The following is a 23,345-nucleotide window of genomic DNA, read 5'->3' on the forward strand; positions in this document are numbered from 1 at the left end:
TCCATCGAGCCCTTCGAGCAATTCGCCGATCTGGGCCGCACCTACCTGATTGGCCTGGGGGTCACCGACCAGCCCGCCAGCACCGGCACCACCCATCTCAAGTTCAGCAAGAGCAACAAAGGACAAGTGATCGGCACCAGCGAACCGCTGGATCTCTCCATGTTCACGCTACCCAAACACGAAAAGCCCGACAGCCTGCTCTCCAAGCTGTTCAACCTGCTATCGAGCCACGGCGAGCAGGCGCCCCAACCCACCCCCAGCCAATCCGAGGATGAGGAAATGAAACCAGAACAGTTCGATCAGATGCTGGGGGCCCTGACCGGCCTTGGCACCAAGATCGATGCCTTCAGCGCCAAGCTGGAAACCAAACCGACTCCCGAGCAGCCCATCGCCTCTGTCACCGACCCCGCGGCCGTAGACGACAAACCCGGCATCACCACCGAGCAGTTCAACAAGCTGGAGCAGACCCTGACCGGCCTCACCGACAAGTTCGGCGAGCTGCAAGGCCAGATCGAAAAGTTCTCCGTTGAAGTGCCGGGCCAGCGCCCGGGTGCGCTCGGCGGTGACGATACCCCCACCGTATTTTAAGGACGCCCCATGAGTCAGACCCTCACCGTCCAGGCCATGCAGCGCCTGGATAAATACAGCAGTGCCCTGGCCAAGTCCTATGGCATCCCTGTCAATGCGCTGGCCAAGCAGTTCAGCGTCACCGGTCCGGTGGAAACCGGCCTGCGCGCCGCCCTGCTCGCCTCGGTCGAGTTCCTTGGCCTCATCACCTGCATGGATGTGGATCAGATCAAGGGCCAGGTGGTGCAAGTCGGCATCGGCAAGCTGTTCACCGGCCGTAAAAAGGGCGGCCGCTTCAACGGCAAGATCGGCGTAGACGGCAACACCTATGAGCTGACCGAGACCGATTCGTGCGCGTCGCTCGACTGGGCGACCCTGTGCGTCTGGGCCAACGCGGGCAATGAAGGCGAGTTCATCAAGCTGGTTGGCGATTTCATCAATCAGGCCTTCGCCCTGGACATGCTGCGGGTCGGCTGGAATGGCGTGGAAGCCGCCGAAAATACCGATCCCGCTGCGCACCCGCTGGGGGAAGACGTCAACAAGGGCTGGCACCAGATCGCCCGCGAGTGGAACGACGGCAGCCAGATCATCAAGGCTGAGGCGGGCAAGAAAATCCACTTCGACCCGGACGGCCAGGGCGATTACAAAACCCTGGACGAGATGGCATCTGATCTTATCAACACCACCATCGACCCGCTGTTCCGCCAAGACCCGCGCTTGGTGGTGCTGGTTGGCACCGACTTGATTGCCGCCGCCCAGGCCAAGCTCTACAGCGAAGCCACCAAGCCGAGCGAGCAGATCGCCGCCCAGAAGCTGGCCGAGTCTATCGCCGGGCGCCGTGCCTACATCCCGCCCTTCTTCCCGGGCAAGCGGATGGTGGTCACCACCCTGGATAACCTGCACATCTACACCCAGCGCGCCACCCGCAAGCGCAAGGCCGACGATAACCAGGATCGCAAGTGCTTCGATAACCAGTACTGGCGCATGGAGGGTTATGCCCTGGGCGAGCACCTGGCCTATGGCGGCTTTGAAGAGGCTGACATCGAAATCGGTGCCAAGCCAGCGGCCCCCTCTGAGCCGGAAGCCTAAACCATGGGATCACCCGGTCAACGTCACAAGCAGCGCCAGCTGGCCATGCAGGGAGTGGTGCAAGCCGCCAGCTCCGGCATCGCCACCGGCGCGGTGGCCGACAGCCTGCACCTGCAGCTGATTGCGCTGGAGCAAGACATCGGTCGCCTGCGCAAGCTGGCCCGCATCGGTGACCGGGTGAACATGAAGCGCGATGAGTTGATGCCCAAGTATCGCCCCTATGTGGAGCGCTATCTGGCCGCCGTCGGCGAGTCCGGTCAGCCCTATCAGAACGAGCTGTTCCAGCGGCTCATCATCTGGGCCTTTGATGTGGGGGATTTTGATTCAGGCATTGCCTGGGCGGATCTCGCCATTGCCCAGGGCCAGCGTACCCCCAACAACATCAAGCGCGACTGGGCCCACTTTGTGGCCGACACCGTGCTGGAGTGGGCCGAGAAACAAGCCGCCGAAGGCCATGCCGTCGAACCCTGGTTCTCCCGGGTATTCGACAAGGTGCGCAATGAGTGGCGCCTCAACGAGCAACTCACCGCCAAGTGGTTCAAGGCCGCCGGTTGTCTGCTGCTGCGTGACCACGACGGCCAGCCCCGCCCCAGTGCCGTGGGCGACAGCGCCACCCTGGAGCAGGCAGATCACTGGCTGGCCCAGGCCGATGCACTGCACCGCAAGGTGGGGGTCGGCACCTTGCGCCAAAAGATTGCCATGCGCCTGCGGGCGCTGAACCCGGCATAAACCGCCGGAACGAACCGACTCTCCGCGCCACCGCACCCCGGCGCGAATGCCATGAGCAGCCTCTGGCTAACCCATCGGCAATTGCGTGGCTTCAGGGGTGCCCCATTCAACCAGCGAGGCAAGCCATGTTTGCAGGCAAGAACGTCGACTACAGCGCCGCCACCATCCGCAACGATGGCTTCTGGCCGGATGTGGCCGTGGCTGATTTTGAGCGCCGCCGTGCCCTGCCTGCCGACTTGGACATGCAGACCACTGGCGCAGCCTTGCTGGCCGCCGTGTCTGAAATCAACCTGCAGCTTGCCAGCCATCAGGCCGCGCTGCAGGGCAAGGGCTTTACCACAGCCGCAGACGTCCCCGGGCCCAGCCTGGAAGGTGGTGCCCACACCGGCAGTAATGCCCTGACCGAGCAGTACCTGGCCGCCGTGTTTGCCCGCGCCAAGGCTGCCCTGTTGCCCGAGTTCGCCAGCGTCACCGAGCGAGCCAGTGCCAACAACCTGGTGGAGCGATCCCCAGACCCGCGCGCCCAGCTACTGGCCGAAAGCCAGCAACTGGTGCGCAGCATCAAGGGCAAGCACCGGGCGGGAGTCTCGCTGATATGAGCCCAGAGCAGCAGGCAGGCATGAACGAGCAGCAGGCCCAGGGCTACTTCCTGCAGGCGCTCCACACCGAGCTGCTGCGGGTGCTGCCGCCTAAATGCCACAAGCGCCTCGATAGCTGGATGGAGAACGGCACCATCAAGCTCGAACCCAAGAACATGGGGCCCACTGGCAGCAACGTCGGCTGGCTCACCTACCAGGCCGTGTTCACCGTCGAGCAACTGCCCTTTCGGGATCTCGACCCGGCCATCTTGTTGGCCGTGGTGGCCGCCTGGGTGCAGGAGCATGACGACTACCGAGAGGATTTTGAGCTGCCCGACCCCGAATACGCGGTCACCCCGAATGATGAGCAGACCGCCGACCTTGAGATCCAGCTCGCTTTCGCCGAACCGCTGCGCCTGATTGAGCAGGCAGATGGCCCCATCCACTGGCTCGGCAAGCGCTGGCAAGTGGCGCCCTATGCCATCTGGGTGGCCGAACAGATTGATATGAATGTCGCGGGGAGCGGCTCGCACAGGCTCCGGGGCTAACCATGATCACCATCACCCTGGACGCCCATCGCAGCAAAGAGCAGCTCAACCTGTTGGCCCTGCCCCCCAAGAAACGACAGCGTCTGGTGTGGCGAGCGGCCAACGAGATGAAGAAGCTGGCCGCCCGTAACGTCCGCAGCCAACAAGACCCCAACGGCAATCCGTGGGCACCGCGCAAGCGGGGCAAACGCAAGATGTTGCGTGGCTTGCCCAAGCTGCTACAGATCCGCGCCCCTCGCCAGGATGTGGCCGAGCTGGGATTTAAGAAAGGCAGCATGAGCGCCCATGCCGGGGTGATAGCCGGTACCCACCAGAAGGGGCACACCTATCGGGTCAACGCCGCCAGTCGCCAGCGTATCGCGCCCAGTCGTGGGCTTGCGGACAAAGGCGCCAGCAAAGCTCAGGCCCGCAAGCTGCGAGAGCTGGGCTTCAAGCGTCCAGGCAAACGCAAGCGCACATACCGCTCGGCATCCCTGGCCTGGATAACCGGCAATCTCAACTTCGCCCAGGCGGGATTGCTCATCAAGAAGCTCAAGGACGAGCCGGTGAAAACCAGCTGGGAGATCCACCTCCCCGCCAGACCATTTTTGGGCGCCAATGCCCAGCAACGGCAGCAAGCCTTTGCCCGCGCCCTGCAAAGCATCGACTACGGCTGGGACGTCAATAAACACGATATGAAGGGGAAATAGCGCCATGTGGCCTTATGTGCAGATCAACAACTTGAACCAACGGCAGGGGTCGGTCACCGCCGTCGAGCGCCACCTGCTGTTTATCGGCAGTGCGCCGAGCAACACCGGCAAGCTGCTCTCGGTCAACACCCAGAGCGACTTCGATGCCCTCTTGGGCCAGGCCGACAGCGAGCTGAAAACCAACTTGCTGGCAGCCCGGGACAACGCCGGTCAGAACTGGAGCGCCGCCGCCTTCATCTTGCCGACCGACATGGACTGGATAGCGGCAGCCCGCGCCGCCCAGCAGACCCAATCCTTCGAGGGGATGGTGATCCTGGGCCAGGAGATCACCCCCGACCTCATCACCGCTGCCCAGGCGCTCAATCAGGAGCTGATCGCCAAGTGGGGACGCTGGCAGTTCATCCTGCTCGGGGTGCCTGGCATCAATTCGGACGCCGAGGGTGGCGAAACCTGGAGCGATTACGAAGCCAAGCTGGCAGCCCTGCAAGATGGCATCGCCGCCGATGGGGTTGCGCTGGTGCCCATGCTGTGGCCAAACCTGTTGGGGGTCTATGCCGGTCGCCTGTGCAACCGGGCGGTGAGCATTGCGGACTCCCCTTGCCGGGTCAAAACCGGTGCCCTGGTGGGTGTGGGCAGCAAGCCACTGGATAAGGACGGGATCCCATTGCCGCTGGCCACCCTGCAGACCCTGGAAGCGAACCGCTACTCGGTACCGATGTGGTACCCGGATTACGACGGTTTCTATTGGGCTGACGGGCGCCAGCTCGATGCCGAGGGCGGTGACTACCAGGTGATCGAAAACCTGCGGGTGGCCTACAAGGTGGCGCGCCGGATGCGCATTCGCGCCATTGCCCGCATCGGGGATCGCGCCTTCAACTCCACCCCCGGCAGCACCGCCGCCGCCATCACCTACTTTGGCAAAGACCTGCGTGAGATGGCCCGCGCCACCACCATCAACGGTCAGCCGTTCCCGGGCGACATCGCCTCCCCCCAGGATGGCGACATCAGCATCCAGTGGATATCCAAGAACCTGGTCTCGGTGTTCGTGGTGGTGCGCACCTTGGACTGCCCCAAGGGGATCACCGTCAACATCATGCTCGATTTGAGCCTCAACGAGGAGGGCTAACCCATGAGCCGCCGCATTTCCGGTATCAACTTCGACACCACCCTGATGGGGGCCATGGTGCACATCGACAAGGCCAGCCTGACCATCACCGACAACAGCACCGTGGCCCAGACCCGGGGCGTGCCCGACGGCTACCTGGACGGCGACGTCTCCGCCGAGCTGGAGTTCGAACTCGATACCAAGAACTTCTCCCAGCTCAGTGACGCCGCCAAGCGCGCCGGTAGCTGGCGCGGCCTGGAGCCGGACGATGTGCTGTTCTACGCCGACACCGGGGGTGAGCAACTCAAAGTCGAAGCCTTCGCCGTCAAGCTGGTCATCTCCGACCTGCTCGACATCGACCCCAAGGGCGGCAGCAAAGGGGTGCACAAGGTCAAAGGCTTTGTCACCTCCCCCGACTTTGTCCACATCAATGGTGTGCCGTACCTCTCCAAGGACGACACCCGCCACCTGCTGGGATAACCGCCATGGATGATATCGACCGCGCTAACCGCCACGCCGCGCGCATGCTGGCCATTCAACTGGCCAACCAGGTGGGCAAAAGCCGCGCCCTGGGCCCAAGCCGGCTTGAGTGCGAGGAGTGTGACGACCCTATCCCCGCCGCGCGCCGCCAAACCGTACCGGGGGTGCGCCTGTGCGTCCCCTGTAAAACCCGGCTCGAATGCTTGAGCCGCTAACCAGAGCCTGATGGATATGAACTCTATGCCAACCAAAGACCCCACTCTCTGGGCCGCCCTACTGGCCTGGCTGATGGACAACTGGCCCTCTGTCTATGGGGCCTTGCTTGCGCTCATCATCGCCTTCTTGCGCATCACCTACGCCGGGGGCAGTGGTCGACGCCGCCTGATTGAATCCAGCTTGTGCGGATTCATCACCCTGGCCGCCGCTACCGGCACCCAACTGCTTGGTATTCCCGCCGAAGCCACCCCGTTCCTGGGCGGCATGGTCGGCCTGCTTGGCATGGACATCATCCGGGGCAAAGCCGAACGCCTGTTTGGTAAAGGAGGCGACGATGCCGCGCATTGAGTGCAGCCGCAATCTGGCGGCCTTTCTCGACCTGCTGGCCTTCTCCGAGGGCACCAAGGGGCTGGGCGATGATGGCTATAACAAGCTGGTCAATCCGGCGGGTTTCTTCGGTGACTATCGAGAGCACCCCGACGTACTGGTGCAGGTCAATCCGAGCCTCAGAAGTACCGCCGCCGGGCGCTATCAGTTCCTGTCCCGTCACTGGCGCCACTACCAAGCGGCGCTTGGCCTGCCGGACTTTGGCCCCCTCTCCCAGGACAAGTGGGCCATCCAGCTTATCCGCGAGCGCCGGGCCTTGGCCGACATAGAGGCGGGCCGCATCGATGAGGCCATTGGTAAGTGCAACAACATCTGGGCCAGCCTGCCCGGGGCAGGCTACGGCCAGCCGGAGCACAACGACGCCACCTTGCTGGCCAAGTTCACCGAGTTTGGCGGGGCGCTGGCATGAACCGGGCGCTGCTGATGGCACTGCCCATTCTGGCGACTGCTGGGTGGTTCTGGGTGATGAGCGCTCGCATCGATGGCCTTCGCTCTGACCTTGCCACCGCCAAGGGCACCATCAACACCCTGCAGGAGGCCAACACTAAACAGGCCAAGGCATTGGCGGCCATCCCGCTGCGCGAGAAGGAGATTCGCCAACTGCTCGACCAGCAAAACGACGCGCTGGCCAAGCTCGACCAGCAACGAAGGAGCATTGCCGATGAACTGCAACACGTCCTGGCCACGCCGCCAGTTGGTCGTCCGGACTGCAGCCGTGAGCCTCTGCCTGCTGGCGCTCTGCGCCTGCTCAAGCCAGCCGCCCCTGGTGAAAACCGAGCTGATCAGGCTGCTGCCGCCACCGGGGCTGGTGCCCCGCTGCCCGGAGCCTGAATTTAATGGCACAACCTGGGGCGAGGCCATGGCCTTCATCCCCACGCTGCAGGGCGCACTGCGCCGCTGCCAACAACAGATAACCACCCTGAATCACTGGATCACTCAAGAGGAAAACCAACCATGAGCAAGACCATCACCCTGACCGTAGCCGGGTCCGACATCAGCTTTGAACCCACCATGGTGGCCTACAACAGCTACATCAACGACCTGATGCCGGGCGACAAGGTGGCCCCGTCCCACAACTACCTGCGCAAGATTGCCTGTGGTGAGAGCAAAGCGGCCCTTGATGAGCTGTTGGCCCGTCCCGGCGCGGCCATGCAACTGGCTGGCGCCGTCAACGAGCAGTTCGCGCCGACCCTGGACATCACCATAAAAAACTGACTGGGCGCGCCGAGGCCATCGAGCGCAATCAACTGGAGCAGGTGCTGGCACTGCGGCGCCACTACCTGCCCCATGAAGAGGACGACCTCGATAGTCTGGCCCGCGCCATCTGGTTTGATAAACACCACCGCAAGACCCTTGCCCTCGCCGTTGCCGAGGGGATAGCCCACGCATTTAACGGATAAGAGACCCTATGGCCTGGATGGAAAAGCTGATGATGCAGGTGGCCTTGGTGGATCAAGTCACCAAGCCGCTGGCAGGTATCAATGCCCAGATTGACCAGGTCAGCAAGGCCGGGCGTCGGGGCTGGGGCAACATGGCCATGGGCGCCACCACGGTGGCCGCCGGTGGCATGGCTATCCAGGCAGCCCTGGGCCCCGCCATCGAGATGGACAGGGCGCTCGGGGAAGTGGCATCGCTTGGGGTGCAAAAAGAGGGATTGGGGGCACTGGGGCGCGAGGCGCTCAAGTTCTCGGTGGAATACGGGAAATCGGCCACCGAGTTTGTCCAGGCCTCTTACGATATCCAGTCCGCCATCGCCGGGCTCACCGGTAACGAACTGCCCGCCTTTGCCCGAGCGTCCGGGGTGCTGGCCGCCGCCACCAAGGCCGATACCGGCACCATCACCAACTACATGGGCACCATGTACGGCATCTTTGAGCAGCAGGCCAAACGGATGGGCAAGGCCAACTGGGCGGAGGATGTCGTGGGCAAGAGTGCGCTCGCGGTGCAACTGTTCAAGACCACCGGCCAGGGCATGGCCGATGCCTTTGGTGCTCTTGGCGCCAACGCCACGGCGGCCAACATCGCCATGGATGAACAGTTCGCGGTGCTCGGCCAGCTGCAGGCCACCATGAGCGGCGGCGAAGCGGGCACCAAGTTCAAGTCGTTTCTGGCCGGGGTGGGCAATGCCCAGAAGGCGCTCGGCCTGCAGTTCACCGACTCGGCGGGCAACATGCTGCCGGTGCTCAACATCCTCGACAAACTCAAGGTGCGCTATGGCGAGACCCTGAGCGTGGCCGAGGGGGATGAGCTTAAGAAGGCGTTCGGCTCCGATGAAGCGGTGGCCATGGTGAAACTCTTGATGAGCAACACCAAGGGGCTCGCCACCAACATCAACGCCCTGGCCAACACCCATGGCATGGGCAAGGCCGAGCAGATGGCGGCTTCGATGACCGACCAATGGCAGCGGGTTGAGTCAGCCTGGTTTGCCATTCGGGCCGCCGCCTTCGGTGTCGTGCTGCCAGCCATCAATGCGGTGGTCGCGGTCTTTGCCGATGGCGCCGCCGTGGTGCTGCGCTGGACTCACCTTTTCCCCAACCTGACCAAGGTGGTGAGCTATGCCTTGCTCGCTATCGTGGGGCTGGGCATGGTGACCGGCGCCTGGATGCTGGTTGCCGGGCTAGCCAGTCTGGCCACCACCGGGCTTGGCATTGCCTGGACCGTGCTGATGGCCCCTCTCAACCTGCTTAAGACCGGATTGGTGAGCTTTAGGGGCATCCTGCTCGCGGTCAACATCGCCATGTATGCCAACCCAATCGGCCTCATCGTCGCCGGTATCGTACTGCTGATTGGGGCCGTCGCGGCGGTCATCTACTACTGGGACGACTTGAAGAAAACCCTGGGCGATTGGGGGGTATTCAAGTGGCTGGGTCAGTCCATCGATTGGCTGGTCGACAAACTCAACATGATCCCGGGCATCGACATCGAGATGGGCAACATGCCCGAGCTGGCCCTGCCCTCCCCGAGCCAGTTGCAGATCCCCCTGCAAGGAGTGACCCAGGCACAGCAGCGCATCAACGGGCCCCTGGCCAACTATCGTCAGGGCCCCGAGAGCCCCATCCCCCAAGGGGGCCTTGGCCAACAGTTGATCCAGGCCAACGCGGCGGCGACCACCGCCAACCAGAAACCCGCCAAGGCACTGCATATCGGCGAGGTACATATGCACAACCAAAACCCCATGACCCCGGAAATGATGGCTGAGAACGCCTGGCTGGAGACCAAATGAGCGAGCCCAAATACATCGACATTCTGGTCAACGATGGCGCCTGGCTGCTCGATGCCGGTGGCCAGCCCCGTTACACCCAGGACAGGCACAGCATCGGCCAGGACATCAAGCACCGCATCATGGAGTCGGGGCTGGCCCGCAAGCTCATCGGCGAGCGCAGCCCGACCCTGCGCGCCGATGTGCTGACTGAGATTGAGCTGCTGGTTGAACGTGACGAGCGACTGGTGCCCGGCACCATCTTCATCAATGAAGAGGCCGCCGACCAGGTGCTGGTCACCGCCACCACTTACGAATTTGGCCCCCTGGAGGTAACCCTGTGAACCTGCGCCCGACCGTGGACTTTATGGCCCTGCTGAGCGAAACCGGTGTGCCGACCACCGCCGAGGCGATGGAAGCTGAGCTCAAAAAAGAGGTGGAGGCCGCTGGCTCCCTCATCACCAACGACTCGGAGGTGAGTCCGTTCTGGCGGCTGGTGCGCGGCGTGGTCATCACCCCGGCGCTCTGGCTTATCCGCGAACTGCTGGCCGGTCATGTGCTGCCCAATACGTTCGCGGCCACCGCCACCGAGACCTATCTCGACCTCAAAGCCTGGGATGTGGACTTGACCCGCAAGGCAGCCCAAAAGACCCGGGGCCTGGTCAACTTCGTCAAGGCCAGCCCCCAGGATGCCGTCACCATCCCGGCCGATATCTGGATAAGCACCGAGCGCATCAACGGCACCATATACAGCCTAAAGCCTCTGCAAACCGTGGTCAGCCCCGCCGGTGAAGCGGTGGCCAAGGTGGTGTGCGAAGCCGAGCAGGCAGGCGCGGCCTGGAATTTGGCCCCCGGCTATTACAACCTGCTCAGCGAGGCGGTGACCGGCATTTTGTCGGCGCGCAACGACGACAGGGAGTGGATCACCACCCAAGGCAGCGACGCCGAGAGCAATGATGCCCTGGGGCTGCGCATCCAGAACCAGTTCTCGGCAGTGGGCCGCTATCACATCGATGCGATTTACCGCTCGATGCTGGCCAGCGTGGCGGGCATTCGCGCCGATCACATCTTCTTCGAGCATGACGCCCCCCGGGGCCCAGGCACCGCCAACGCCTATATCCTGCTGGAAGTGGGGCCGACCCCGGCCAGCCTCATCGCCCAACTCAACGACTACGTGGGCCGCCAGGGCAACCATGGCCATGGGGATGACCTGTACGTGATGAGCATCCCCGAAACCCAGCACAGCCTCACCCTGGCATTGTGGCCACAGGCCAACCTCAGCGAGGCGCAGCGAACTGCGCTCAAGGCGGGCGCCGAGAACCTGGTGAAGGCGGCCTTTCGTCAGTCTGCGGATTTCCCCAGCGTCACCCGCACCTGGCCCCAGTCGCGCTTCTCCCTCTCCCAGTTGGGCCGGGAGTTACACAGCCAGTTCCCGCAGCTCAAGAGCCTGCGCTTTGCCGAGGAAGACATCGTCTCCGTCCTGGCCATCCCACGCCTGGATCAGCTTGAGGTGACCCTCCATGACTAAGCCGACACCGCTTAGCCATGACCTGCAAGCCCCTGTGCTGGCCGATGCCAGCGCCCCCTGGTGGGAAGATGGCATCACCATCAGTGCCGCTCACGCCGAACCGGGCTTTCTGGCCAAGGGCATCAACGCCTTCTGGCAACGACTCAAGGGGTGGCTCTTGCTGCCACTGGCCCAACAAGACCCGCTGACCTGCTCGGAGTCCCTGCTGGCCCTGCTCGCCTGGGAGCGGGACATCGGCCGCTTTGATGGCGAACCGCTGGCGCTGTTTCGCAAGCGCGTCCAGTTCGCCTTTGTCAACGCCAGGGACGCGGGCGAGGTGGCGGGCTTCAAGCGGATTTTCGAGCGGCTTGGCATCGGCTGGTGCGATATCCACGAACGCCAGACAGGCCAACCCTGGGACGTCATCACCATCGAGGTGACTGACAGCGCCATGGCCAGCAATCAGGCGCTGATGAGCACCCTCATTCAACACTATGGCCGCACCTGCCGCCGCTACCGCTTCCAGGTGGTCTATCCGGTCAGCGCGACCATCCATCATGGCCGCATCGCCATGAGCCAGCAGGTGTTCGGCGCATCACTTTCGAGGAACCCATGAGTCAGATCATTACCAACGCCTTCGCCAGCTACTGGCAAACCTGTCTCGCCACCCAAGCCCCGGTGGTGCTCGATGAGTTTGTGCTGGCCAACATCCCAGGGCTAGACCCCGATGCGCCCATCAACCCCGATGGCGCTCTGCCACCGGCAGGGCAAATCGTGCATCGCCATCACGTGGATCAGCGCGGGCGCATCAACAACGACGCGGTGGCCTACACCATCGTGATGGACACCACCCTGGGCGATTTCGAGTTCAATGCCATGTACCTCATCAACAAGGCAACCGGCATGGTGGCCATGATTGTGCACAAGGGCAGCGAGACCAAACTCAAGACGGATCCTCTGAGCGGCCAGGTGGGCAACAGCCTGGTGAAATCGATGCTGATGGAGTACGACCGAGCCAGTGAAGCCACGGTCACGAATGTGGACGCCAGCACCTGGCAGATTGACTATGCCGCCCGCCTGCGCGGCATGGATGACGACTTGCGCCTGCAGGCGCTGCAGTTCTTCGGGCCCGCCACCTTCTATGGCGACGGCTTCAAACTGGTGAATGAGGCGGGCGTCTACAAGGTGCAACCCGGGGTGGCCTATGTCGGCGGCCTGCGCGCCCAACTCGACCAGGTGCAGAAGATTACCCCGGGGGCCAAGCCGGTGGGGCTCTGGCTCGACATCTACCGAGCGGGCTCTTTGCTCGATGCCTGGCTGAACCACTTCACGCTGACCTTGAGCGTGGCCGACAAGGCCGATTACACCGACGGCAACGGCTATCGTCACCATCTGGCCAAGGTGGCCATCATCAACAGTGACGGCAGCGTGACCGACCTGCGCCGCAAGCGCACCATCGAGCTGTCCGGGGATGTGACCGGCAAAGGCATCCTGGAAGACGCCCAGGGCGTCAATATCGCGGTGGAGATCAAGGCGGGCAGCCATCGCCACCCCTGGAGCGAGCTGGACAATGTGCCCACCCAGGCAACCCGCTGGCCAACGTTTGCCGAAGTCACCGACAAACCTGAGCTGGCCACGGCGAACCACACTCACCCTGGCAGCATCCTCAACCCCATCAGCTTGGGTGCCGGAGATCTGGACACACTCGTCACCCCGGGGATTTATGCCCAAAATCTCTCCGCGAACGCCACGGAGGCCCGTCATTATCCCGAGCGATTGGCAGGCTCGCTGACGGTGACCATCGCCGCAGGATGGCAGCAGCGTTACCATGTTTACAACAGCACTCGAGTATGGACACGCGCCAAATATGGCTCTGATGCCTGGACGGCCTGGGCGATGGAGTACAACACGCAGAATCCGCCATATAAAACCCAATCTGGAGCCCTCAGAAACTCGAATGGATATGGGTATATCGAGTTAGGCCCGCTCAATGAAACCTACGCCCATATCTACACTGACCGACCCAACTTCTACTTCAATAAAGAGCTGTTGATTAATGGCAATAGAGCCTATCACCCCGCCAACAAACCCTCCCTGGCCGAGCTGGGCGCCGCGGCCGCATCCCACTCCCACCCCTGGGGACAGATAAGCGGGATCCCCGCATACGCCAGCCGCTGGCCCAGCTGGGGCGAGGTATCCGGCAAACCCGGCACCATGCCCCCCTCTGGTCACACCCACCCGGCGGCCCAGGGCAATGCCGACATCGTGGGCAGTGGCTGGGGACAGGTGGGGACGTACTGTTTTGCCACCTGCATCGTCTCAACCGGGGGTAACAAGGGCCCGGGCTACGCCATTGCGGGCAGCTCCTTGCGCGCAGCCAACTCAGAAGATGGCGGCCCGGGCATCGGCGCCGCCCTGCCGGGTACTTGGAAGCTGGTTGGCGCTATCAAGGGCGGCGGCAATAACGACCAAAACACCTCACTGTGGATCCGCACAAAATGACAGACGACATTCTTCACGTTACCGCCCCCGAGTGGGCCGATCCGGAACACACCGCCATCAATCTGACCGTCCAGTTTGCCAATCAGGCCGAGCCGGTGCCCTTCGCCGCCACCCAAAGTGACCCGGAGCCCTATGGCGTCGAGCTGTTTGTGCGGGCGCGCTTTGGCGAATATGGCGAGGTGGTCCCCTATCAGGCGCCGCCAACGCCCATCCCGACTGAAGAGGAGCAACAGCGCGAACTGGCGCGCCGCCTGCAACTGGCTGGCGATGCCATCGCCCCCCTTGCAGATGCCGAGCTGCTGGGCATATTGACCCCGGCGGAAACCTCGCGGCTCAACGCCTTGCGACTGTACCGGGTGACGCTTTCGCGCCTGCCTGAAACACCTGGCTGGCCCACGACGGTGGATTGGCCGGAGCTGCCAGCATGAGTTGGCAACAAAGCGACCTGCAGTGGCCCCCCAGCGGGGCCAGCTTGCACCATCAGGCCCGCGCCGTGCTGACCCAAGTCCCCACCTTGGCGGACGCGGCCATGGGGCGCCTGCAGGCCATCGCCAGCCGCGCCCAGTATCGCCCCCACCCGCTCAGTGGTGAGGCAGCAGCCCTTTCAGGACTTCGCGCCCAGCTCGACCATCTGCTGGTCACCGGTCGCGCCCTGGCGGTGACCCCCTTTTTGCACGGCGTCGGCCAGATGCAGGATAAACAGGCCTGCCTGGCCGCCCCCAATGCGGTCAAGGCGCTGGCGGACAAGCTACAAGATGGTGCCGACCCCTTGCTGCCCTCCGGTCAGCTCCATGCCCTCGCCTGGCTGGTGACAGGTAACAGCGCCGCCGACCTTGCGGCCAAGTTGGCCCATCTGTGCGCCTTGCTGCCATTGCCAGAGTGGTGCGCTGCCCTGCGTCGCCTGGAAGCCAACAACGACATCATGGCCAAGCCCACGGCGGCCAAGGTACCGCGCTGGCATGCCGATGAGCCGCTGGTCTGGGCGCCGCTGCGCCCGGCCAGCCTCGACCTGGGCAGTGAGCTTGCCCAGCTAGAGAGTCTGGCCCGGGATAACCAGAGCCCCATCGCCAAGCTGCAGGGGCTGGCGAGTCGCCGCGCCGCTCGCCTGAGCGAACTGGCCAGCGCGCTGGATACCCTGGCCACGCTCTCGGGTCAGCTCTACCGCTGGCAAGGCCAGGGGGATATCGCCAGCCTGGCCGCGCAACTTGGCCAGAGCACACCCCCGGATCACAGCATGAGCATGAGCGTCGCCACCCTGCTGCTCTCCCCTTCCCCACTGACTTTTTGGCAGGAGTTGACCCCATGACCATCAGCGCCATGCTGACCCTGGATGGCGAACCCATTGCAATGTCATCGATGCGGATCTCGCTCTCCATGCAGTTCCAGGACAAAGACCAATCGGGCCAAACCAGCTCGACCAGCAAGGCCGAGCAGGGCACCAAAGCCAAGGAGTTGGATGTCTCCGGCCTCATCCCCTACAAAGACGGGGACAAGCTGGCCCGCCTGTTCGAGCTGGCCGACATGAAAGATGATGGCGGCAAACGCCACATCTTTCGGGTGGGCTCGCTACTCGCCAAGTCGGTCAAGATACGCCAGGCCAAGTTCACCGGTCGCATCACCGCCAGCGAGCAAGAGGGCCTGCTGGCCTGGCAGGTGAGTTTCACCTTGAGCGACCACAACTCGGTACCGGAGAAGCGCGAGCAGCGTCTGCCCAAGGCGGTGGCCCAGGTGAGCCAGGCCACCGAGCAAACCACCCAAGCCAAGGCCCCTTCGCCCACCCAGGGGGACAAGGCCGATGAATACGAACTCACCCCCTTCGAGCAGTACCTCAAAAAAGCGGATGACGCACTGGCATGAAACTCAACACCCAACTGACCCTGGGCGGACAGCCCATGCACCTGGTCGAGCATGACATCGTGCTGGATCTCAGCGCGGGCGGGCGCGCCGCCCTGACCATTGAGGGGGCAGCCAGCAAGGGGCAGACCCTGACCCTGGACACCGGCTACAACAACGAGCTGCGCCGCTGGTTCAGCGGCTATGTGTACGACGTGCAACCCGCCACCAATGGCAGCAGCAAGCTGTTATGCCGTGAACTGGCCGGGATTTTGGGCAGCCGCTTTCCGGTGAGCCAGCAGCATGCCACCCTGCGCGGCTTGCTGGCCTGGCTGACAGACCAGTGCGGCCTCACCTTCTTGCTACCCGACGGGGCCGACTACACAGACCGACCGATCCCGAACTTCACCAGCGCCGGAACCGGCTACCAGCTGCTCGATAATGCGGGGCGCGCCTTCGCCATTGCCGACTTTTGCTGGTATCAACAACCTGATGGTGCCGTGTTCGTCGGCAGCCATGGCCACAGCCGCTGGCCCGGGCGCGAGGTGACGCTAGACCCCGCCCTCTCGGCCAAGCAGGCGGGCAACATCCTGACCCTGGCCCCGATCCCCGCCGTGCGCCCCGGCGCCATCATCAATGGCCAACGTGTCACCCGGGTGCGCCTCAAGGGCGATGAGATGAGCCTGACCACGGCCACCCCGGGTAAGGTCATCAAGTCAGCAGAGCGGCGCAAGGTCGAGGGAGAGTTCCCCGAGCTGGCCGACCAGATGCACCTGCCCAAGTTCGGGCGGGTCGAAGCCATCAGCGACCAGGCCGCCGCTGGCCAGCTGAATGACCCCTTTCGGCCCCGCTATGCCGTGGACGTGCAACTGCTCAGGGAAGATGGCCAGGCTGATAAAGCCACCCCGCTCTATCGCGCCGTGCCGCTGCCGGTGATGTTCGGCGGGCCTGAGCAGGGCCTGCTGCAGTTCCCCATCGAGGGGAGTTTGGTCGAGCTGGGCTTTGCCTTTGGTCGCGCCGACCGCCCCTTTATCCGCACCGTGCTTGGCAACGGCTGGCCACTGCCAGACATTGCCCCGGGCGAGCAGCTGCAGCAGCAGCGGGCCGAGGTGTTTAGCCGCACCGATACCGTGGGCAACTTGAGCCGCCACACCGACCGGCGCATGTATGACCATGCCATGGAGATGCACCACCAAAGCGATGACTATCTGGGGGAACATGGCCAGCACCAGCTGCAGGTGGCGCAACACAGCATCGAGGAGGTGGGCGCCATGAAGCGGGTCGAGGCGCTGGGGGCCATCGAGCTGTTGGCGGGGGATGACCTACTCTTGGGAAGCCTGGGCAACATGAGCCAGACCACGGCGGGAGATCTGGTCGAGGTGGTGGGACAAGTGCGCCGGGCCGTTGCCGGTGAGCTACAACACCTGGAGGCGCCGCGTTCCTGGATGGGGAACGATGGCACCAACATCTTCCAGCTGCTGCTCCAACTGATGAATGTGGTGGAGCAGCTGGCAGCCACCACGGCCAGTCACACCCACGGCAGCGGGCCCAGCCCCAACCAGGGCAACGCCCTCAGCAGCCAGAGCCAACAAGCGGGCAACCTGGCCAGCCAGCTCTCCCCCATCATCGAGTAAGCGAAAGGGCCTTTAAGGCCCTTATTCAGTTCTGCTCAAACATCTCTTCATTAAGCTTCTTCTTCAGCGCTTCCGGGGAAAGCTTGTCTAAAGCCTGGTCCAGCTTCATGAGACCATGTGCACCACAATTTTGAGAGTAGAGTTCCTTTCCAAATCGCCAGCTCGTTTGCTTGACATAACACTGCTCCCATCCCAAGCGCTCAATACTCGACAAACCGATTTTTTGCGTCAACAGCCCCAAACCTGCAGCAATAACAATCAGAGAAATGATAATGACTCCCCGTTGTTTAACTGCCTTTGAGGAAATATCTGGCTTTGGCATGGTCAAGGAAAACAACAGTCTCCCACCGGCATACAGCATGAAAGGGGCTGCAAGAATGCCAATGTAAATTGCAAACCATCCCCTCCAATCATTCATTCGAACTGGGTCGTCAGGGGTAAGCGCATGCAACTCCAGAAATTCAGAACCAAATGCCATGGCCATCCAAATAGCGCCAATCCCGAAAAGCGCGACAACTCCTCCACTGGCCCGCATCTGCCATGAGACACGCGTAGTCATTCAAACTTCGCCTTAACTGCTTGTTTCATCATTTCAGATAGCTCTGCTTCTTCGTCAACAAAGTCGATAATCTTACCAGCTGCAATCGTTGCCAGCGCAAACACCGTTCCCGTTATCAATATCCCGGGACCGAAGACTGTCGCTACAACACCAGCAGCAATGATACCGACCCCATTGGCCAGCGTACCTTTGACGAGGTCGATACCCACGTTACTAAAGAGATCCACCATCGTCGCTTCATCTTTCAAGATGTAGTCGATGACGTTGACTGAGACAGAAAAGACAAAATCAGCCAAGAATCCCATTTTTACCAAGTGGGTATTTGCCTTTGCGCCTATACCCAGCCGGAGAATCTTGGGATTGTTGGCTTTCCAGATATTCCCAGGGATCGTTTTGTGAACCTGCTTGTAGTTCTTGATGATCGTATAGGGTTCACCATCGATAACCTTGGTGTACGCAATTACCCCCATACCACCTAGTGCTTTCGCTGTGGATTGGGCGAGGCGAATCCTTTCACCGGTATCTTTGATGGACTTGGCATCTCCCAACCGGTCTTTGGCATTCAGCTCTTTCCAAAGCGCTTGGAGTTCTTCAAAGGTCAGTACAGCGACAGTTTGAACCGGTTGTGTATAGACGACATCAAGGTACTCACCCGTCATAGGATTATATGGAGGCCAATAACCCGGTGATGATGCCGGAATCTCCACAGGACTGGGCGCCGATGCCATAGTCGCGGCGCGGGCGGAGGGAGCACCATCACCCACAGAGACAGTTCCCCCACCAATGATGACCCCACCACAAGAAACCCCCTTCCCTGTAAACGCTAGCGGCTGACCATTCACAAAGACGGTTGAAGAACCCGCAGCGATAACTCTGGGATGTGATGGGTTATTAGGCTTGTCATGAGGTTCAAGGGGATCGCCGACTCGTGCGACTGGGAGACCATCAATAAATACATCTGGAGAGCCGGAGATAATCTTCGTGGGTGGAAACCCGTCATGGTCGGTTCCAATATCTCCGACCTTGGCCGCATTACCCATAGCGAATGTCCATTCTGTGATGCAAGAACGGCACACTCTAAGGAGTCGCTAGAGGCTCAGTCAAAACTCCAAGGCCAAAGTTAAGAACTGGGTCTCAAATTGAACAACCATGCGACAAGGGGTGACCAAATAATGAAAGCTGCCTGACAACCCGAAGATGGCCAGGGAAACTCGCCGCATCTATAGGGCCATCAGGCAACGCAGCATCATACCCAAGGCGACCCCATTGGCGCCACCTCGCCCGACGGAAAACCCACGGGCGCGCCTGCGTCACGGAATCCGCGCTCATCCGCTCCCGCCTGCGCGGTGCATCGATAAAATTTTTTGCAAAAGAGGATTACCGCAAAACCATAGGCCTAGCCCGCGCCACATCAAGGATCCGCAGGGCGTTGAGGATCTGCAAAGAAGGATCTTTTTTGAAGGGTTTTACAGTTCAGAAGGGCTCTGGAGAGCAGGATTTAAAGCGTAACTCATTGAATATATAGGAATAAACGTACTTTTCGTGGGTGTTATGACGATCGGACAGGATCTGCGCGATTGCTTTGGATTAGCTGGAAAGATTTTTGTTTCAGCTAGTTAGATGTCATTAGGGTTGAACGGATAACTGAAATCTTGCAAGTCATTAGAGGCCCCACTGCCTGGGGCCTCTTCACTCGACCTCGTTCAATACCGCATCAGTGAGTGGCTAATTCTCGATAGAGATCCGGCTTTTCTTGCATAAGCGTCAATACCTTCGCGGCCAGTCCAGTCGGGTTCCGACGTCGGGTCTCCCAACTTTTAACAGTATCAACACTCGTCCCAAGAGCCTGAGCAAACTCTTGCTGAGAGACATTAAGCGCGAGGCGAATAGCCTTGACGTCAGCAACCTCATAGCGAGTTCTCACGGCAGGCTCAAGGCGGCCCTGCTTAATCTCAACAGCCTCCTCAAGGGAAGCCTTCAATTCGTCAAACATGTTCATGTTAAACCTCGCCCTTTAGTAACGTGGTCAAGCGCTTCAAGTCGGCTTTCTCTGCCGATGTCAGGCTATCTTTCTCATTTTTGGCATAAGCGAGCACTAAGTAAATCATCTCCGCTGTCGCCAAAAAGTAGATGACTCTCGCGCTGCCACTCTTTCCTTGCTGGCCAGTTGCCATGCGAACTTTTCGCAAGCCTCCGGTGCCCTGGATCAAATCACCCTTTTCCGGTTGGGCAATGAGTTCCGTTTGTAACGCTCTGAGCTCATCATCTGTTGCAAGAGCTTTTATCTGCCTGGTAAAGACCGATGTTTCAACAAACTCAATAGCGTTACTCACCCATCACTCACTCTAACCATTCCACCTAATGGTGTACATGGTACACCTTAGAGTAAATAACAACAATCACTGGCATTTTAGTGTCGCCACTCTGTCGCCACTCGGCCAAAAAACAAAAAGGCCACTATTGCTAGTGGCCTTCGTAAGTCTTTGATTTTTAATGGTGCCCGAGGCCGGAATCGAACCGGCACGCTCAGAAAGCGAGGGATTTTAAATCCCTTGTGTCTACCGATTTCACCACTCGGGCACCGCAATCGGTATCAAGCTCATGATGCGAGCTTATCAATATGGAGGCACGTTCCGGAGTCGAACCGGACTAAACGGATTTGCAATCCGCTGCATAACCGCTTTGCTAACGCGCCATGCAAAAGAGAGTTGGCTCTCGATTGTCTAAATTTGGAGCGGGAAACGAGACTCGAACTCGCGACCCCGACCTTGGCAAGGTCGTGCTCTACCAACTGAGCTATTCCCGCAGGGTCTGGCGTAACGCCTGACTACGAGACGCATTCTAGCGATGCTGGCTCACCAGTCAACCCCAAATATTTAATACTCTGATCGTTCGACCATTTTTTACTCTTTTTGTCTTTTTTCAATGCTTGTTGTCATTACCTGGATCCAAAGCACTAAACCATCACTCTTGCTCCAGACCCGCTCGCTGGCGCGGGCCCAGAACATGGCAGTGTGTTTTCGATCAGAAACGGGAGTGGTAGGTCAGATCTCCCCAGGCCGCGCGCAGGTACTGGAACATGGACCAGAAGGTGAGCACTGTCGCGACATAGAGCAGCAGGTAAGAGCACCACACCATCCAGATGTCGTATTGCCAGATCAGGCCGGTGAGCGAGGCCATCTGGATCATGGTCTTCCACTTGCCAATCCAGCTTACCGCGACCGCAGAGCGCTTGCCGAGCTCTGCCATCCATTCGCGCAGGGCCGAGATGATGATCTCGCGCCCTATCATGGTCATGGCGGGTATGGTGACCCAGACGGTGTTGTAGTGCTCGACGATGACCACCAGGGCGGCGGCCACCATGATCTTGTCGGCGACGGGATCGAGGAAGGCACCGAAGGCGGTGGACTGGTTGAGCTTGCGGGCCAGGTAGCCATCGAACCAATCGGTGGCGGCCGCCAGGAAGAAGACGATTGCCGCCGCCAGATAGGACCACTGGTAAGGCAGGTAGAACAGGACGACGAAGACGGGGATCAGCAATATCCGGAAAAACGTCAAAAGATTAGGAATATTTGTCATTATTTTCAGCCACTTCTTGTATGCCGCTAGATGGTAGCCCCAAGCCGGTTGCCATGACAACCGGGCTGACACCCGCCTTAGTTTATTAATCCATCAATAACCTTGAAATACCGGGTCATTATGGCATTTCGGTCCCCTCCCCGTCACGGCCCTTATGCATGCCACCATGCTCAATGGCCGTGCAGCGCTTCATGAATGGCCTGTGCCAGTTCGGTGCTGATGCCGGGGACCCGGGCCAGATCATCGATACTGGCCTTCTTCACCTCCTGCAGACCCCCCAGATATTTGAGCAGCGCCTGACGCCGTTTCGGTCCCACCCCCGGGATCTCTTCCAGGGTACTGGTGGTACGCGCCTTGGCGCGGCGCGCCCTGTGACCCGTGATGGCGAAACGGTGGGATTCGTCGCGAATGTGCTGAATAAGGTGCAAGGCAGGCATGTCTGCCGGCAGATGAAGCTCTTCATGGCTCTCCCCCATGATGAGGGTCTCCAGCCCCGCCTTGCGGGTTACCCCCTTGGCAATGCCGATGAGCAGGGGGTGCTTGCCCCCCAGAAAATCCAGCTGGCGAGCCAGGATCTCCTCGGCGCGGCGCAACTGCCCCAGACCGCCATCGATAAAGAGCACATCCGGCACCTTATCCGGCTCCTGCTGTTTGCCAAAGCGGCGCTCCAGCACCTGCTCCATGGCGGCATAGTCATCGCCGCCGGTGATCCCCTCTATGTTGAAGCGACGATACTCGGCGCTGAAGGGCCCCTCCCGGTTGAACACCACGCAAGACGCCACGGTGCGCTCCCCCATGGTGTGGGAAATATCGAAACACTCCATGCGATTGATGGGGCCATCAAGCTCGAGCAACTCCTCGAGCTGGGCAAGACGCGCCGCCATGGTGCTCTGGTGGGCGAGCCGCGAGCGCAGCGCACTCTGGGCGTTGATGGCCGCCAGCTTGATGAAACGGGCGCGCTCGGCGCGGGTGCGGCTCTGTACCCGCACCTTGTAACCCGCGGTCTGGCTCAGGGTATCGGCGATGAGTGCCTCATCCTCCAGGGCCACATCGAGCAGCACTTCGCTCGGGATCTGGCGTCCCCCCTGCCCCGACAGATAGAACTGCAGCAGGAAGGATTGCACCACCTCATCGAGGTCGGTATCGGCGGGCACCTTGGGGAAATAGCTGCGCGAGCCGAGCACCTTGCCCTGGCGAATGAAGAGCACATGGATACAGGCGGTACCTTGTTCGAAGGCCACCCCGACCACGTCCAGCTCATCGAGCACGTTGCCGCTCACCGACTGCTGCTCGGTCACCTTGCGCAGCGCCTGGATCTGATCCCGATAGCGGGCCGCCTCCTCGAAGCGCAAGTCGCCGCTGGCAGACTCCATCTTGCCCACCAGCGAGCCTATGACCTGCTGGTTCTTGCCCGCCAGAAACAAGCGGGCCAGCTCGACCTGCTGGGCATACTCCTCTTCGCTCACCAGACCGGCCACGCAGGGACCGGCACAGCGCTTGAGTTGATAGAGCAGGCAGGGGCGGCTGCGGTTGGCATAGACCGCATCCTCGCATTGACGCACCGGGAATATTTTCTGCATCAGGTGCAGACTCTCGCGCACCGCGCCCCCTGAGGGGTAAGGACCGAAATAGTCCCCCTTTAACTTGCGGGCCCCCCGGTGCAGGCCGATCCGCGGATGGCGGTGGCCGGTGATGACTATCCAGGGGTAAGACTTGTCATCGCGCAGCAGCACGTTGTATCGCGGCTGATATTGCTTGATGAGGTTGTGCTCGAGGATCAGTGCCTCGGTCTCGGTATGGGTCACCGTCACCTGAATATCGCTAATCTGACGTACCAGGGTACGGGTCTTGATGCTGTCGACCTTGCTGCGAAAATAGGAGGCGAGCCGCTTCTTCAGATCCTTCGCCTTACCCACATAGATGACAGTACCGCCGCTGTCATACATGCGGTAGACGCCGCTCTGGTGGCTGACCACCTTGAGGAAGGCTTTGCTGTCGAAGGAGGAGGAAGAGGATGGGCTGGTCGTCATAAGGCACTCGGCGTGGCAGCAACACAAAAGGGCTTGGATGGCAGCAGCTTACCTCGTCGCCGCCCAAGAACGCAAAAGGCGGCTCAAGCCGCCTCTTTATATTTCACTCTCATC

General features: G+C 61.1%; 30 protein-coding genes and 3 tRNA genes. 24 read left to right on the top strand and 9 right to left on the bottom strand.

Annotated elements, in window-relative coordinates:
• The 24 genes from M2367_RS06720 to M2367_RS06835 form a co-directional block, all read left to right on the top strand.
• Positions 1–588, top strand: a 588-nt coding sequence (locus M2367_RS06720; RefSeq protein ID WP_259236229.1) for a GPO family capsid scaffolding protein, incomplete at its 5' end; no start/stop codon positions are given.
• A gap of 9 nt (positions 589–597) precedes the next feature.
• Entirely contained in the window at positions 598–1,656 is a 1,059-nt protein-coding gene (locus M2367_RS06725; RefSeq protein WP_259236230.1) for a phage major capsid protein, P2 family, read from the top strand.
• 3 nt (positions 1,657–1,659) lie between these two features.
• Positions 1,660–2,385, top strand: a complete 726-nt coding sequence (locus M2367_RS06730) for a terminase endonuclease subunit (protein ID WP_259236231.1) — start codon at positions 1,660–1,662, stop codon at positions 2,383–2,385.
• A 125-nt stretch (positions 2,386–2,510) separates the two neighbouring features.
• Positions 2,511–2,984, top strand: coding sequence for a head completion/stabilization protein (locus tag M2367_RS06735; RefSeq protein WP_259236232.1), 474 nt, complete (start codon positions 2,511–2,513; stop codon positions 2,982–2,984).
• A 20-nt stretch (positions 2,985–3,004) separates the two neighbouring features.
• Positions 3,005–3,511, top strand: coding sequence for a phage tail protein (locus tag M2367_RS06740; RefSeq protein WP_259236570.1), 507 nt, complete (start codon positions 3,005–3,007; stop codon positions 3,509–3,511).
• 2 nt (positions 3,512–3,513) lie between these two features.
• Positions 3,514–4,200 (top strand): phage virion morphogenesis protein, encoded by a 687-nt coding sequence (locus M2367_RS06745; protein WP_259236233.1) that lies wholly within the window; start codon positions 3,514–3,516, stop codon positions 4,198–4,200.
• A gap of 4 nt (positions 4,201–4,204) precedes the next feature.
• Positions 4,205–5,326 (top strand): DUF2586 domain-containing protein, encoded by a 1,122-nt coding sequence (locus tag M2367_RS06750; RefSeq protein ID WP_259236234.1) that lies wholly within the window; start codon positions 4,205–4,207, stop codon positions 5,324–5,326.
• 3 nt (positions 5,327–5,329) lie between these two features.
• Positions 5,330–5,785 (top strand): DUF2597 family protein, encoded by a 456-nt coding sequence (locus tag M2367_RS06755; RefSeq protein ID WP_259236235.1) that lies wholly within the window; start codon positions 5,330–5,332, stop codon positions 5,783–5,785.
• A gap of 5 nt (positions 5,786–5,790) precedes the next feature.
• Complete coding sequence (locus M2367_RS06760; RefSeq protein WP_259236236.1) at positions 5,791–6,000, top strand: TraR/DksA family transcriptional regulator; 210 nt, start codon at positions 5,791–5,793, stop codon at positions 5,998–6,000.
• A 25-nt stretch (positions 6,001–6,025) separates the two neighbouring features.
• A complete protein-coding gene (locus M2367_RS06765) occupies positions 6,026–6,349 on the top strand; it encodes a phage holin, lambda family (RefSeq protein WP_042042810.1) in 324 nt (107 codons plus the stop codon).
• Positions 6,336–6,797 (top strand): glycoside hydrolase family 104 protein, encoded by a 462-nt coding sequence (locus M2367_RS06770; RefSeq protein WP_259236237.1) that lies wholly within the window; start codon positions 6,336–6,338, stop codon positions 6,795–6,797. The genes M2367_RS06765 and M2367_RS06770 overlap by 14 nt, the downstream gene beginning before the upstream one ends.
• A complete protein-coding gene (locus M2367_RS06775) occupies positions 6,794–7,219 on the top strand; it encodes a DUF2570 domain-containing protein (RefSeq protein WP_259236238.1) in 426 nt (141 codons plus the stop codon). Before M2367_RS06770 ends, M2367_RS06775 begins: the two co-directional genes overlap by 4 nt.
• Entirely contained in the window at positions 7,155–7,346 is a 192-nt protein-coding gene (locus M2367_RS06780; protein WP_259236239.1) for a hypothetical protein, read from the top strand. The genes M2367_RS06775 and M2367_RS06780 overlap by 65 nt, the downstream gene beginning before the upstream one ends.
• Entirely contained in the window at positions 7,343–7,603 is a 261-nt protein-coding gene (locus tag M2367_RS06785; RefSeq protein WP_259236240.1) for a putative phage tail assembly chaperone, read from the top strand. The genes M2367_RS06780 and M2367_RS06785 overlap by 4 nt, the downstream gene beginning before the upstream one ends.
• Positions 7,604–7,644: 41 nt before the next feature.
• Positions 7,645–7,788, top strand: coding sequence for a DUF6890 family protein (locus tag M2367_RS06790; protein WP_259236241.1), 144 nt, complete (start codon positions 7,645–7,647; stop codon positions 7,786–7,788).
• Positions 7,789–7,796: 8 nt separating this feature from the next.
• Complete coding sequence (locus tag M2367_RS06795; protein WP_259236242.1) at positions 7,797–9,611, top strand: phage tail tape measure protein; 1,815 nt, start codon at positions 7,797–7,799, stop codon at positions 9,609–9,611.
• The gene (locus M2367_RS06800; protein WP_259236243.1) at positions 9,608–9,931 is read left to right on the top strand and encodes a DUF2590 family protein; all 324 of its coding nucleotides are present in this window, start codon (positions 9,608–9,610) and stop codon (positions 9,929–9,931) included. The genes M2367_RS06795 and M2367_RS06800 overlap by 4 nt, the downstream gene beginning before the upstream one ends.
• Positions 9,928–11,115, top strand: a complete 1,188-nt coding sequence (locus M2367_RS06805; protein WP_259236244.1) for a baseplate J/gp47 family protein — start codon at positions 9,928–9,930, stop codon at positions 11,113–11,115. The genes M2367_RS06800 and M2367_RS06805 overlap by 4 nt, the downstream gene beginning before the upstream one ends.
• Positions 11,108–11,710: a phage tail protein gene (locus tag M2367_RS06810; RefSeq protein ID WP_259236245.1), complete on the top strand. Its 603-nt coding sequence runs from the start codon at positions 11,108–11,110 to the stop codon at positions 11,708–11,710. The genes M2367_RS06805 and M2367_RS06810 overlap by 8 nt, the downstream gene beginning before the upstream one ends.
• Positions 11,707–13,596: a phage tail protein gene (locus M2367_RS06815; RefSeq protein WP_259236246.1), complete on the top strand. Its 1,890-nt coding sequence runs from the start codon at positions 11,707–11,709 to the stop codon at positions 13,594–13,596. Before M2367_RS06810 ends, M2367_RS06815 begins: the two co-directional genes overlap by 4 nt.
• Positions 13,593–14,024 (top strand): tail fiber assembly protein, encoded by a 432-nt coding sequence (locus tag M2367_RS06820; protein ID WP_259236247.1) that lies wholly within the window; start codon positions 13,593–13,595, stop codon positions 14,022–14,024. The genes M2367_RS06815 and M2367_RS06820 overlap by 4 nt, the downstream gene beginning before the upstream one ends.
• Positions 14,021–14,902: a hypothetical protein gene (locus M2367_RS06825; RefSeq protein WP_259236248.1), complete on the top strand. Its 882-nt coding sequence runs from the start codon at positions 14,021–14,023 to the stop codon at positions 14,900–14,902. The genes M2367_RS06820 and M2367_RS06825 overlap by 4 nt, the downstream gene beginning before the upstream one ends.
• Positions 14,899–15,453, top strand: coding sequence for a hypothetical protein (locus M2367_RS06830; RefSeq protein ID WP_259236249.1), 555 nt, complete (start codon positions 14,899–14,901; stop codon positions 15,451–15,453). The genes M2367_RS06825 and M2367_RS06830 overlap by 4 nt, the downstream gene beginning before the upstream one ends.
• Positions 15,450–17,063, top strand: a complete 1,614-nt coding sequence (locus tag M2367_RS06835) for a hypothetical protein (protein ID WP_259236250.1) — start codon at positions 15,450–15,452, stop codon at positions 17,061–17,063. The genes M2367_RS06830 and M2367_RS06835 overlap by 4 nt, the downstream gene beginning before the upstream one ends.
• Positions 17,064–17,088: 25 nt before the next feature.
• Here M2367_RS06835 and M2367_RS06840 read toward each other — a convergent pair whose 3' ends face one another.
• From M2367_RS06840 to uvrC, 9 genes are all read right to left on the bottom strand, one after another.
• Complete coding sequence (locus M2367_RS06840; RefSeq protein WP_259236251.1) at positions 17,089–17,622, bottom strand: hypothetical protein; 534 nt, start codon at positions 17,620–17,622, stop codon at positions 17,089–17,091.
• Entirely contained in the window at positions 17,619–18,662 is a 1,044-nt protein-coding gene (locus M2367_RS06845) for a type VI secretion system PAAR protein (RefSeq protein ID WP_259236252.1), read from the bottom strand. Before M2367_RS06845 ends, M2367_RS06840 begins: the two co-directional genes overlap by 4 nt.
• Before the next feature lie 674 nt (positions 18,663–19,336).
• Positions 19,337–19,621: a NadS family protein gene (gene nadS, locus M2367_RS06850; RefSeq protein ID WP_005895145.1), complete on the bottom strand. Its 285-nt coding sequence runs from the start codon at positions 19,619–19,621 to the stop codon at positions 19,337–19,339.
• 1 nt (position 19,622) lies between these two features.
• Positions 19,623–19,955, bottom strand: coding sequence for a type II toxin-antitoxin system RelE/ParE family toxin (locus M2367_RS06855; RefSeq protein WP_224432628.1), 333 nt, complete (start codon positions 19,953–19,955; stop codon positions 19,623–19,625).
• Positions 19,956–20,116: 161 nt separating this feature from the next.
• Positions 20,117–20,202 (bottom strand) — tRNA-Leu (locus tag M2367_RS06860).
• Positions 20,203–20,243: 41 nt separating this feature from the next.
• Positions 20,244–20,317 (bottom strand) — tRNA-Cys (locus M2367_RS06865).
• 35 nt (positions 20,318–20,352) lie between these two features.
• Positions 20,353–20,428, bottom strand: a tRNA-Gly gene (locus M2367_RS06870).
• A gap of 218 nt (positions 20,429–20,646) precedes the next feature.
• A complete protein-coding gene (gene pgsA, locus M2367_RS06875; RefSeq protein ID WP_042042074.1) occupies positions 20,647–21,201 on the bottom strand; it encodes a CDP-diacylglycerol--glycerol-3-phosphate 3-phosphatidyltransferase in 555 nt (184 codons plus the stop codon).
• 170 nt (positions 21,202–21,371) lie between these two features.
• Positions 21,372–23,231: an excinuclease ABC subunit UvrC gene (uvrC, locus tag M2367_RS06880; RefSeq protein WP_259236253.1), complete on the bottom strand. Its 1,860-nt coding sequence runs from the start codon at positions 23,229–23,231 to the stop codon at positions 21,372–21,374.
• Positions 23,232–23,345 lie beyond the last annotated feature (114 nt).

This window comes from Aeromonas sp. BIGb0445 (genome assembly GCF_024809075.1).
In the GTDB taxonomy this organism is placed as follows: domain Bacteria; phylum Pseudomonadota; class Gammaproteobacteria; order Enterobacterales; family Aeromonadaceae; genus Aeromonas; species Aeromonas rivuli.

Coding starts and splice junctions, on each gene's coding strand:
- M2367_RS06760 (WP_259236236.1), top strand. CDS start 5,791: ATGGATGATATCGACCGCGCTAACCGCCACGCCGCGCGCATGCTGGCC.
- M2367_RS06825 (WP_259236248.1), top strand. CDS start 14,021: ATGAGTTGGCAACAAAGCGACCTGCAGTGGCCCCCCAGCGGGGCCAGC.
- M2367_RS06845 (WP_259236252.1), bottom strand. CDS start 18,662: ATGGGTAATGCGGCCAAGGTCGGAGATATTGGAACCGACCATGACGGG.
- M2367_RS06740 (WP_259236570.1), top strand. CDS start 3,005: ATGAACGAGCAGCAGGCCCAGGGCTACTTCCTGCAGGCGCTCCACACC.
- M2367_RS06820 (WP_259236247.1), top strand. CDS start 13,593: ATGACAGACGACATTCTTCACGTTACCGCCCCCGAGTGGGCCGATCCG.
- M2367_RS06830 (WP_259236249.1), top strand. CDS start 14,899: ATGACCATCAGCGCCATGCTGACCCTGGATGGCGAACCCATTGCAATG.
- M2367_RS06750 (WP_259236234.1), top strand. CDS start 4,205: ATGTGGCCTTATGTGCAGATCAACAACTTGAACCAACGGCAGGGGTCG.
- M2367_RS06795 (WP_259236242.1), top strand. CDS start 7,797: ATGGCCTGGATGGAAAAGCTGATGATGCAGGTGGCCTTGGTGGATCAA.
- M2367_RS06735 (WP_259236232.1), top strand. CDS start 2,511: ATGTTTGCAGGCAAGAACGTCGACTACAGCGCCGCCACCATCCGCAAC.
- M2367_RS06745 (WP_259236233.1), top strand. CDS start 3,514: ATGATCACCATCACCCTGGACGCCCATCGCAGCAAAGAGCAGCTCAAC.
- M2367_RS06800 (WP_259236243.1), top strand. CDS start 9,608: ATGAGCGAGCCCAAATACATCGACATTCTGGTCAACGATGGCGCCTGG.
- M2367_RS06835 (WP_259236250.1), top strand. CDS start 15,450: ATGAAACTCAACACCCAACTGACCCTGGGCGGACAGCCCATGCACCTG.
- M2367_RS06810 (WP_259236245.1), top strand. CDS start 11,108: ATGACTAAGCCGACACCGCTTAGCCATGACCTGCAAGCCCCTGTGCTG.
- M2367_RS06785 (WP_259236240.1), top strand. CDS start 7,343: ATGAGCAAGACCATCACCCTGACCGTAGCCGGGTCCGACATCAGCTTT.
- M2367_RS06770 (WP_259236237.1), top strand. CDS start 6,336: ATGCCGCGCATTGAGTGCAGCCGCAATCTGGCGGCCTTTCTCGACCTG.
- nadS (WP_005895145.1), bottom strand. CDS start 19,621: ATGAACATGTTTGACGAATTGAAGGCTTCCCTTGAGGAGGCTGTTGAG.
- pgsA (WP_042042074.1), bottom strand. CDS start 21,201: ATGACAAATATTCCTAATCTTTTGACGTTTTTCCGGATATTGCTGATC.
- uvrC (WP_259236253.1), bottom strand. CDS start 23,231: ATGACGACCAGCCCATCCTCTTCCTCCTCCTTCGACAGCAAAGCCTTC.
- M2367_RS06775 (WP_259236238.1), top strand. CDS start 6,794: ATGAACCGGGCGCTGCTGATGGCACTGCCCATTCTGGCGACTGCTGGG.
- M2367_RS06840 (WP_259236251.1), bottom strand. CDS start 17,622: ATGACTACGCGTGTCTCATGGCAGATGCGGGCCAGTGGAGGAGTTGTC.
- M2367_RS06765 (WP_042042810.1), top strand. CDS start 6,026: ATGCCAACCAAAGACCCCACTCTCTGGGCCGCCCTACTGGCCTGGCTG.
- M2367_RS06730 (WP_259236231.1), top strand. CDS start 1,660: ATGGGATCACCCGGTCAACGTCACAAGCAGCGCCAGCTGGCCATGCAG.
- M2367_RS06725 (WP_259236230.1), top strand. CDS start 598: ATGAGTCAGACCCTCACCGTCCAGGCCATGCAGCGCCTGGATAAATAC.
- M2367_RS06815 (WP_259236246.1), top strand. CDS start 11,707: ATGAGTCAGATCATTACCAACGCCTTCGCCAGCTACTGGCAAACCTGT.
- M2367_RS06755 (WP_259236235.1), top strand. CDS start 5,330: ATGAGCCGCCGCATTTCCGGTATCAACTTCGACACCACCCTGATGGGG.